This window comes from Odoribacter sp. Z80, from assembly GCF_009935865.1.
Lineage (GTDB): Bacteria > Bacteroidota > Bacteroidia > Bacteroidales > Marinifilaceae > Odoribacter.
In genome coordinates this window covers 61,751-72,783 of record NZ_QWEL01000005.1, presented here as the reverse complement: position 1 = coordinate 72,783, position 11,033 = coordinate 61,751, and the positions used below count along the sequence as shown (strand labels likewise).

10 protein-coding genes and 1 tRNA gene are annotated in these 11,033 nt (G+C 42.0%); 7 read left to right on the top strand and 4 right to left on the bottom strand.

Annotated elements, in window-relative coordinates:
- The first annotated feature begins 4 nt into the window (after positions 1 to 4).
- From D1136_RS06425 to D1136_RS06395, 7 genes are all read left to right on the top strand, one after another.
- On the top strand, positions 5 to 937 hold the full coding sequence (locus tag D1136_RS06425; protein WP_161876803.1) for a rhomboid family intramembrane serine protease: 933 nt from the start codon (positions 5 to 7) through the stop codon (positions 935 to 937).
- A gap of 8 nt (positions 938 to 945) precedes the next feature.
- A complete protein-coding gene (locus D1136_RS06420; RefSeq protein ID WP_161876802.1) occupies positions 946 to 2,010 on the top strand; it encodes an endonuclease/exonuclease/phosphatase family protein in 1,065 nt (354 codons plus the stop codon).
- Positions 2,011 to 2,066: 56 nt separating this feature from the next.
- A tRNA-Ala gene (locus D1136_RS06415) sits at positions 2,067 to 2,143 on the top strand.
- Positions 2,144 to 2,335: 192 nt separating this feature from the next.
- Entirely contained in the window at positions 2,336 to 3,433 is a 1,098-nt protein-coding gene (locus D1136_RS06410) for a lysylphosphatidylglycerol synthase transmembrane domain-containing protein (protein ID WP_161876801.1), read from the top strand.
- Positions 3,434 to 3,443: 10 nt separating this feature from the next.
- Complete coding sequence (locus D1136_RS06405) at positions 3,444 to 3,761, top strand: hypothetical protein (protein WP_161876800.1); 318 nt, start codon at positions 3,444 to 3,446, stop codon at positions 3,759 to 3,761.
- A 17-nt stretch (positions 3,762 to 3,778) separates the two neighbouring features.
- A complete protein-coding gene (mutL, locus tag D1136_RS06400; RefSeq protein WP_161876799.1) occupies positions 3,779 to 5,626 on the top strand; it encodes a DNA mismatch repair endonuclease MutL in 1,848 nt (615 codons plus the stop codon).
- A 12-nt stretch (positions 5,627 to 5,638) separates the two neighbouring features.
- A complete protein-coding gene (locus tag D1136_RS06395) occupies positions 5,639 to 6,568 on the top strand; it encodes an ATP-binding cassette domain-containing protein (protein ID WP_161876798.1) in 930 nt (309 codons plus the stop codon).
- A gap of 1 nt (position 6,569) precedes the next feature.
- Here the strand turns inward: D1136_RS06395 and D1136_RS06390 are convergent, their stop codons facing one another.
- From D1136_RS06390 to D1136_RS06375, 4 genes are all read right to left on the bottom strand, one after another.
- Positions 6,570 to 7,928: a TlpA disulfide reductase family protein gene (locus D1136_RS06390; RefSeq protein WP_161876797.1), complete on the bottom strand. Its 1,359-nt coding sequence runs from the start codon at positions 7,926 to 7,928 to the stop codon at positions 6,570 to 6,572.
- A 105-nt stretch (positions 7,929 to 8,033) separates the two neighbouring features.
- On the bottom strand, positions 8,034 to 8,465 hold the full coding sequence (gene rpiB / locus D1136_RS06385) for a ribose 5-phosphate isomerase B (protein ID WP_161876796.1): 432 nt from the start codon (positions 8,463 to 8,465) through the stop codon (positions 8,034 to 8,036).
- 158 nt (positions 8,466 to 8,623) lie between these two features.
- Positions 8,624 to 9,313, bottom strand: coding sequence for a response regulator transcription factor (locus tag D1136_RS06380; RefSeq protein ID WP_161876795.1), 690 nt, complete (start codon positions 9,311 to 9,313; stop codon positions 8,624 to 8,626).
- A gap of 40 nt (positions 9,314 to 9,353) precedes the next feature.
- Entirely contained in the window at positions 9,354 to 10,907 is a 1,554-nt protein-coding gene (locus D1136_RS06375) for a sensor histidine kinase KdpD (RefSeq protein ID WP_161876794.1), read from the bottom strand.
- Positions 10,908 to 11,033 lie beyond the last annotated feature (126 nt).

The window sequence follows — 11,033 nt, the reverse complement described above, 5'->3', positions numbered from 1 at the left end:
GCCAATGTATTACCAACGATACGATAATGGACATTTCTCCAGGAGCATCCGTGCCGGAATAATGTCTTCATTCCGGCACGGTTCTTCTCTTATCCGTCTGATTTATATCAATGCCGGTCTTTTCCTGCTCCTCAAAGCAGGATATGTTATCCTGTCATTAGCCGGACAGGGAGATATTTTTTACCCCACAATATTAGAATGGATAGGTATACCTGCCGACCCTGAATATCTCCTTTACCGCCCTTGGACCGTACTAACTTATATGTTCACCCAGTTTGAATTTCTCCATTTATTATTCAACATGTTATGGCTGTATTGGTTCGGAAGCATTTTTCTGAATCATTTCACCGAACGGCAACTCACCGGAGTATATCTCTTGGGCGGAATAGCAGGAGCCTTTCTCTATGTACTCTCTTACAATATCTTCCCCTACTTCGACCGGATTACGCGTTTATCCTCGTGGGCCATAGGCTCTTCTGCTTCGGTTATGGCTATTGTATTTGCAGTTTGCACCTATTTACCCCATCATCAGGTCAGTATTTTCCCTAAAGGTCACGTCAAACTGATCTATCTGGCTCTTTTCACAGCTTTAATTGACTTGCTCAGCATCCAGTCCGGCAATGCAGGAGGCCACATTGCACACTTGGGAGGAGCTTTGTTTGGATGTCTGTTTATCATTTGCATAAAACACAACAAAGACATAACTTCGGGCATCTTTTATTCCGGAGAGCGGTTAAAACGGCTGTTCCCCCGCCGCAAAACCATACGGGTGAAATATAAAAAGAAAGTTTCCGAAATGAATGACCGGGAATACAATGCTTACAAGAAAAGGCAGGATACCCGCATCAATGATATCCTGGACAAAATTTCCCGGGCCGGATATGAAAGTCTTACCCGGGAAGAAAAAGAAGTTCTATTCAAATCAGGCAGAAAATAAAAGACAATATGCTGAAGATATTGGATAAAATCGTTTTTCTCGTGAGCCTGTCGGCTATCGCGGGTCTGTTAGGAGCCTACACCTCTTCCTACATCAACCCCAATACCTTTGTTTGGGCCTCTCTGTTGGGGTTGGCTTATCCTTATTTACTGATAACAAGCATACTCCTGCTTTTTTACTGGATTATCCGCTGGAAAAAAATGAGCTGGGTCATGCTCGTCACCCTTTTGCTGGGAATCCCTGCGTTTATGACTTACTACGGTACCGCCCGTCTCACAGAATCTCAACTTCAGAGCGATTTTTCCCTTTTATCTTACAACACGCGTTATTTCGACCTATACGGATGGAGTCATGAAAAAAACACAAAAGAAAAACTGCTCCGCTATCTGAACCAATTCAAAGGAGACGTTATCTGCCTACAGGAATTTGCCACCCACACCCAAAATGAAGACGGAAAGTTTCTCACTTCCCAATTAAAATCTTATCCTTACCACCATATCCGGAAAGATATGGCCATCTTTTCCCGCATACCGTTGCTAAACTGCGGTCATGTGTCATTTCCCTCCCCGTCAGGTTCCTGCATATACTGCGACCTGGTTTTGGGAAGCGATACAATCCGCTTATACAGCGTACATCTGGAATCCTACAAATTAGGGAAGAAAGAACGCCAGTTCATGCAACAAATCAGTCAAGGAGTCAAAAGTGAAGATTTACAAAACGAAGTAAAGAACCTCACCACCAGGTTGACTACTGCAAACAAAAACCGGGCCCACCAAGCCCAACTGCTAAAATATCACCTCCGGCAATCCCCCTATCCGGTTATTCTTTGCGGAGATTTCAACGACACCCCCTTATCCTTTACTTACCGGGAAATCAAAAAAGGATTAGTTGACAGTTTCATCCGGAAAGGTCGTGGAATCGGAAATACCTACATCGGAGAATTTCCCTCTTTCCGCATCGATTACATCCTGCACACTCCGGATATTGAAACCCTTTATTATCAGCGGGACACCATACAACTCTCCGACCATTACCCCATTCAGGGCTCATTTAAAATGAAAAAAACTCCATAAAATCACGTTTAATCTTGGAAATTTACTCATCTTATTGTATTTTTGCAAGGAACATGGGGGGGTTAGCTCAGTTGGCTAGAGCGCTTGCATGGCATGCAAGAGGTCGTCGGTTCGACCCCGATACTCTCCACCAATCAAAAAACATCACTTCCTTTCCTGATCAGAAACTGAAATATCAGTTTCTGAAATTGTGTATTTATTCTGAATATCCGGACGATATTAAAGTTTGTAAAGAGAAGAAAACTTTACGGCAGAACATGCAGGGGATAAAGAAACTTTCTATTAATTTTATGGATTGTTGAATAAACCCTATTTTTTTATTGTAATGCAGGATTCAGAACAGCAATTAACCCAAAAAATCAGTCCCTATAAGATTATATATCCGGTCCTCATCGGACTGGCTGTGGTGTCTTATATGCTATACAAAGAGTTCGATATAACCGCCTTCCAGCAAATTACTTTCACCTGGAACTCGGTACTGTGGCTTTTGGTTGCTGTTTTCTGCATGTTTATCCGTGATTTGGGGTACGTCATACGGATCCGGGTACTTTCCGGCAACCGATTGAGCTGGATAAAATCCATCCGGATTATTTTTTTGTGGGAATTTACTTCGGCAGTTACTCCTTCTGCCATTGGCGGAACAAGTCTGGCCATTCTTTTTGTCAACAAAGAAGGCATTAAAGTCGGACGAAGTTCTGCCATTGTTATGGCCACCTCTTTCCTTGACGAACTCTATTTTATCCTTATGTTTCCGCTCATTCTGCTTTGTGTCAGCCAAAGTGACTTATGGAACATGGCAGGAGTAAACGAAGGGATCAGCAAAAGCCTGATTTGGTTTGCCGTAGGCGGATATTCTATCAAATTCATTTATCTGGCCATCCTCAGTTACGGTTTATTTAAAAATCCGCGAGGATTAAAATACCTCCTGATGAAATGCTTCAAATTCAAGTTGCTGCGCCAATGGCGCCACAATGCTAACGAAGCCGGTTCCGACATCATCCGGAATTCTTACGAGTTACGTCATATGTCTTTTTCCTTTTGGTTAAAAACCTTCGGAGCAACTTTTTTTTCCTGGACAGCACGCTACTGGGTTGTGAATGCGCTATTAATGGCATTTTGGGCGGGACATTACAATTGGGCCACACAATTTCTTATCTTTGCAAGACAATTGGTGATGTGGATTATGATGCTGGTCAGCCCCACCCCCGGTGGCAGCGGTTTTGCAGAGTTCGTATTTAAAGAATATCTGGGAGAGTTCCTGCCGGGTGCAAGCGTAGCCATTGCCATGGCTATCTTATGGCGGTTAATTACTTACTATCCGTATTTGTTTGCGGGAGTTTTTATTGTCCCCAAATGGGTAAGCCGGCACTTTGGCAATCATACCAGAAACAAAGCGGCATCCCCCACTTCATCCAACTCTTAAAACAGAAAATATGTTCAGTCTATTTAAAAAACCGGAATACAGAAGATTCAATCTTCAGCCCCGTTATTGGGATCCGGCAAAAGAGGCCCGCATAGAACGGGAAAAAAGAATAAAAGCCGAACTGGGTATAAAAGACGGCGATGAACAATATATCCCGAACGTCCGGGGCCAGTTCAGGCAAGAGTATGAGAAACGAAAATCCATCCGCAGCAATAACGGCTCAGCACAAACCGTTCGTTTTTTCATGATCCTGATTTTACTTTTCATTGCAGCATTCTACATTTTCATCAAAAATCCGGAAGGTATATTACGCTTTTTCGGCCTTTAACAAGACTCAATCTCTTTATGGATATCGTTCATTTATTGCCGGATTCGGTTGCCAACCAGATTGCAGCAGGAGAAGTGGTACAACGTCCGGCCTCTGTCGTAAAAGAACTCATGGAGAACGCAATCGACGCCGGTGCCCGGCATATACAGGTTATTCTTAAAAATGTAGGAAAAACAGTCATTCAAGTCATAGACGACGGGAAAGGCATGTCGCCCATGGACGCCCGGATGGCCTTTGAAAGACATGCTACCTCCAAAATATCTTCCGCCCAGGACTTATTCAGCATACAGACCCTGGGCTTCCGGGGAGAAGCTCTGCCATCCATCGCCTCTGTTGCAGAAGTAGAATTGAAAACAAAACAGGAAGAAGACGAACTGGGCAGTTGCATTTTCATCGCAGCCTCGGAACTGAAAAGCCAGGAGTCAGTAAATACCTCCAAAGGGACTAACATTTCAGTAAAAAATCTTTTTTATAATATACCGGCCAGAAGAAAATTTTTAAAATCAGATACCACAGAACTGCGGAATATCACGACAGAATTTCAACGAGTGGCTTTAACTCATCCTGAGACAGCTTTCTCCTTGAGTAATAACGGCACCCCACTCTATGACCTGCCAGTATCAGGACTTCGCCAAAGAATCGTCAATATTTTCGGCAAAACCATCAATGCCAGGTTACTGAACATAGAATGTTCAACAGGCCTGGCAGACATCAAGGGCTACATCGGCAGTCCGGAACAAGCCCGGAAGACCTACGGCGAACAATTCTTTTTTGTGAACAACCGTTTTATGAAGCATCCGTTTTTTCACAAAGCTGTTATGGAAGCCTATTCGGGCCTACTTCCCAACGACTGTATTCCTTCCTATTTTATTTATTTTACAGTAGACCCTGCTTTAATCGATGTAAACATCCACCCGACCAAAACAGAAATCAAATTTCAGAATGAAACGGATTTTTTCCAGATTCTGACTGCCAGCATAAAAGAAGCTTTAGGCAAATTCAACATCACCCCTCCCCTTGACTTTGATACGGAGGGGAAGCCAGATTACACACCGCCCGTTTCTTCGGAAACCCCTTATGTACCCCAGATTCATTATAATCCGGGATATAATCCTTTCCATTATACAACCGATAAAATCACACCGGCAGATTCGGACTTCGAAAAGCCCAAAGCTACTTTTCCGGCAACCCGGAAAGTACCTGCCAACTGGGATATTTTATTTGACGGCATACAGGAAAAAGAAGAAGCCCAGCAAACCCTGATTCCCGGAATGTCTGCTCCGGCTCATCCGATTTTAGCAGCAGCCAGTTGCTATTTTCAAATCAAAGGCCGCTATATAGTAGCTGCCGTACAAAGCGGTCTGCTGTTAGTCGACCAGAAAAGAGCCCACGAACGCATTCTCTTTGACAAATACCTGGACCAGTTGTCTGCCCGGAAAACAGCCGGACAAAAAAATATGTTCCCGGATATACTGGAACTTTCTGTCAATGATTTTTTATTAATCGGAGAGTTGTTGAAAGATTTGGAATACCTGGGTTTCGAACTAAATGTTTCCGGCAAGAATTGTTATGCTATCCAGGCAACCCCTCCGGATTTATCTTACTCTCACGCAAAAGAAATTTTAATCGAACTGCTAGAACATTATAAAAATACGGAAGGCAATATACGGGAAAAAATGCATGAAAGAGTGGTGCTTGCCTTTGCCAAGGCCGCAGCTATCAATTACAACACTCCTTTGGAATACGAAGAAATGAAAGAAATGATTGAGAAACTTTTCAACTGTAAACATTATCATTTCACAGCCGATGGAAAAACCATCATCCACATCCTGAAGTACGAAGACGTCAACAGTTGGTTCAAATAATTATTCGTCGCTATGGCTATCACCCTCTCCAATGTCAGTAAACAATATGGCAAACAAAAAGCCCTCAATCAAATCAGTTTCGATTTGAAAGAAGGAGAAATCTGCGGTTTTCTCGGTCCCAACGGCGCCGGAAAATCCACTACCATGAAAATCATTACGGGTTGCCTGACCGACTTTGAAGGAGAAGTCAACATTTGCGGCATAGATATTCACCGTCATCCCCTTGAAGCGAAAAAATTGGTCGGTTATTTACCCGAACACAATCCTCTATACCCTGATTTGTATATCCGGGAATATCTGTTGCACATAGCCCGTTTATATCACATTCACAACCCTCATCAACAGGTAGAACAAATCATCGGATTAACAGGCCTCGCTCCGGAGATACACAAAAAAATCGGCCAACTGTCCAAAGGCTACCGGCAACGGGTTGGACTTGCCCAGGCTTTGGTCCACAACCCCCAGGTACTGATTCTGGATGAACCAATGACCGGACTGGATCCCAACCAATTAGAAGAAATCCGTAACCTTATCTCCGAAACGGGAAAAAACAAAACAATATTGCTTTCCACTCATATCATGCAGGAAGTAGAAGCCATCTGTGAACGGGTAATGATTATCAACCAGGGACAAATTGTAGCAGATAAATCCTTAGACGAAATACGGTCCCTGAGCGGCCGGGGGATTTATATCCAGGTTCGGTTTGCTCCCGACACGAACACCCAATGGCTTGCCGCACATCCTTTATTTGAAAAAACAACCCAACTCACCCCGGACAACTGGTTGCTCCATGCCAAAGCGGACACTGACCCCCGGATTGAACTTTTTCAGCAGGCCGTACACCACAACTGTCCTATCATTGAATTAAAAACCGAAGAACAAAACCTGGAATCCATTTTCAGAGAAATCACGCATACCCCTATCCCTTCTTCCTCACGGTAAATCACGGCAAATCTTCTATTCCGGCCAAAGTATAGAGAATCTTCAACGTACGGGAAGCAGAAGGACGGGACATTCCGGAATCAATGATCCTGCCCTCCCGGTCTATCAAAATAAAACGAGGAATATTCCTTACCATATAAGCTTTCAGAAACCCGGAATCCCTGTCTGCATACAACTGGATACCCGGCAATTGTTCTTCCTTCACCGTTCTTCTCCAGGCTGCCTTATCCCAATCGCAGGAAATACTCACAAAACAAATGTCAGTACCCTCAAACTGCCAGGCCAACTCCTTCCAGTGAGGCAATTCTTCCCGGCACGGTTCACACCAACTGGCCCAGATTTGAATAAATACATACTTACCCGCAAAATCCGAAAGGGCAACCATTTTTCCATTCAAATCCGCATATCGAAATTCAGGAGAAATGCAACCGGTTTCCAACTTAGACCATTCCCCGCAAAGTTCACTAAACGCCTTCCTTTTCTCAGGATGATTTACCTTGTTCCGATAAACGGTTTCGATGTCTTTGAATCCGGCCATACCGTAATTTTTGACATATCCGGTCATAAAATGGTCGGTGAGGAATTCTTTCAGCAAAGGCTCAGTAACTGTTTCTTCTATACACTTCAATTGAGTCTCCAGGCATTGCCCAACCTCATATCCTGGCTTATCCTGCCCAGCCAGCGCAGTGATTTTTCCAATCCAGGCAGCCTGATACTCCGGCAAAGACATCAATTCACTCTCTTCCCGGATTTCAGTTTTTACCTTCTCATAAAAAGCAGAAGAAGGTTTATAACCGTTATCCTGAACATAATAAGTATGATAAGAAGGATATAATGGTAAAAAAGCATACACCGCATAATGCAGCCTTCGGGATTCCAATGTCCGGAACGATTCTTCAAAAAGCATACTATCCAGGAAGCGGCTTTGCCGTTGTTCCTGTTCTTGCAGAATCTGCAGGAAAGATGCTTCATCCACTCTGAAATCGGGTTTGAACTTTCTAACCCAATCCTGATTAAGGTATTCATTTTTTCGGGCTCCCTCCCCGGTAAAATACGGAACAGCATACCTCCCCTCAAATTGCAAAGCCAAATCAAAATCTTTGCCGGCCTCAATATATACAGGCACACAAAGTCTGCCGTAATTCAGACTACCGTAACCGCCTTTAACTTCCGAAGGTAAAACCAGCATGGCAGAACGGGTTGAATCCAAGGTCAGGCAATAAACAGAATCGGGGGTTGTCAACGTAACTTTTGCTTCTCTCCAAGCCCCATCCACATGAAAAGAAACAACAGTCCGGGGAGCTTTGTTACATCCCCCGCACAACAACAGGAAAACCAACCAAAAACCAATTTTTCTCATAGAGCCCGATTCTCAAAACAAAATGTCCGTAAAACCTTTGCATTGTAATGAACACCAATTACCAATCCAAAGACTTTACAGACAGCCTGAAAATAAACGACACACTTATTTTACAGGTATTTTCTCAATACGTCTTTGATGTCTCCCTCCTTCAAATTCGGTATTCAAAAAACGTTCTACAATCTCCCGGGCTTCTTCGTAAGGAATAAAACGGGCGGGTATACAACATACATTGGCATTATTATGCAAACGGGCCAACCACGCCAATTCCACCGTCCAGCACAACGCCCCCCGGATTCCCCGGTGTTTATTCACCGTCATGCAAACGCCATTACCGCTTCCGCATAAAGCAATTCCGCATTCATATTCTCCCGATTCAACAGCAGCGGCCATAGGATGAACCGTATCCGGATAATCCATGCTTTCCGGAGAATCCGTTCCAAAATCTTTTACTTCATGTCCTTCTTTACGGAGATATTCTACCAATTTTTCCTTATATTCGTAACCGGCATGGTCACAAGCAATAGCTATCTTCATATCAATCTATTTATTAGCACTGTAATACAGTCAGTTTAATTTTACAGGACAAAGTTAAAGTTTTATCCGAAAAGAAAACAATGAAAAACGGGGATTCTTATTCCCCGTTACAGTTTCACAAAAGGTAAATCCTCCCGAATACCGGTTTCATTTTCAAACTAAAGAATCAGTTTGTAGCCTTTTCCGTGTACATTGATAATTTCAACGGCCGGGTCTTTCCTTAAATGTTTACGCAGTTTGGTAATGTAAACATCCATACTTCTGGCATTAAAATAGTTATCATCAGCCCAAATGTTTTTCAATGCATAGTTTCTCTCCAGCACTTTATTTACATTCAAACACAACAGTTTTAACAGCTCAGACTCCTTCGTTGTCAGTTTTTGTTCCTCTTCGCCATCAAACAAAGTTTGTTTTTTTGAATTAAAAGTCAATTTACCAATCTTGAAGATTTCCTGTTCATCTTCAGGTTTGAGACCCGTAGACCGGCGGAGTACAGCTTCGATTCGCAACAACAGTTCTTCCATACTAAAAGGTTTGCTCATATAATCGTCAGCACCCAATTTAAAACCTTCCAGTACATCTTCCTTCATATTCTTAGCGGTCAGGAAAATAATAGGCATTTCACTATTGATTTGACGGATCTCTTTAGCTAAAGTAAAACCGTCTTTTTTAGGCATCATAACATCCAATATACATATATCAAATGGCTGATTCAAAAATGCTTCATAGGCTATTTCTCCATCTTCACACAAAACTGTCTCAAACCCTTTAGCTCTCAGATACTCTTTCAGGAGCATTCCTAAATTTGTATCATCTTCTGCCAATAAAATTTTTATTTTTTCATCCATAACTATTTAGTTTTAAATAAATTCTGAAAAATATACGCTTTTAAAAAAATAAAGTTCTCCTTACTTTTTGTTTTTTCACAGTCAAGGGTAAAATAATATCAAACCGGCTGCCTTTTCCTTCAGCGCTTTCCACCTCTATCCGTCCCCCGTGAGCTTCCACAATCGTTTTGACATACGACAGCCCTAAACCGAACCCTTTCACATCATGTAAATTACCTGTAGAAATCCGGTAAAAACGTTCAAAAATCAACTTTTGTTCTTTTGCTGCAATTCCTATACCATTATCTATCACACTTATAATAATCTCCATCCCCTTGTTCCGGGTGTATACACTGATTTCAGGAACTTTAATACAATATTTTATAGCATTATCCAATAAATTGGAAATAACATTCATAATGTGGACTTCATCAGCATAAATTTCATCCTGTTGGGCTTCCAGATAACCGAATAACTGTCCTCCTTTATCTTCCACCCGAAGCCGGAATTTGGTAATCAGATTTTCCACAATTTCATTCAGATTTACATTCTTCCGCTTTAACTTCATCCGGGTTTCCGTGAACAAAGCCGTTTGCAATACTTTTTCCACCTGGTAAGTCAGACGCTTGCTTTCATCCCGGATGATTCCCGCAATATGATCTATCGTAGAAGACGAATTATTGACAGCACCGTCTTTCAACATCTGTGCAGCCAATGAAATGGTAGCTATCGGTGTTTTAAACTCATGTGTCATATTGTTGATAAAGTCATTCTTAATTGCAGAAAGTTTTTTTTGTCTGATAATCACTACAATACAAAAGACAAAACACAATACCAATAATACAGTAATAATCAAACTGGGCAATAGCAAAAACACAGAAGATAAAATATCATGGGCTTTATCAGGAAAAATCAGGAAGAGCACCGCATTCTCCTGAGGGAAATCCGAAAATATCTGCCGGCTATAAACATAGTCCGAATGACGGTTAAAAAAATTCTGAGACATCAGAACAAATTTCCCCTTTTCTTTCACTGCAAACTCAAAATAACCGTTTACTCCATTATTTTCCAGCCTCTCTCCAATCACCTTTTTCAAATCAATTTCCTGCAATCGCTCCTCCAGGGTTTTACGAAAGTCTGCCGGTATTCTTTTTACAACCAGATCATATTCCTTTCCCAGGCTCTTTTTCAGCTCTTGCCGTGATTTCTGTATAGAATTCTGTAAATTACGGTTTCCGTTCTGACCGAACAATTCGGAAACGGTTTCCAGGTCTGCATCGTATTCCATGGGCCAAAGGGAATAATCAATAACGATATTCATATCGTTCATTACTGACTTGCCGGAACACATTCCCCAACACAACGGAACCTCATGAATCAATTTTCCCTTTTCTACATGCTGGCCTTTTTCTATGGGCTTTTCTTTTTCGGTTAACCGCCGCTCATACTCTTCCACATAATCAATCACCTGATCAATAGATTTATTCACCTGATAATCAAATTGGGCCTTTTTTAACTTGAATGCCGTCTGAAAATACCTGGCCTGTGTGAATATCAATCCCAGCAAAGACGTTCCTAACACCACACCTAAAATAATGATCTGCTTCCTTCTCATACCCACAAATTTAACACTTACATTTTAACACTTCACATACTTAACACACTTTAACCTATGGAGTTACTTCATAACAGTACTTCATTTTAACAATTGCACAGAGAATGCCGACTTTTAGAAGAAACG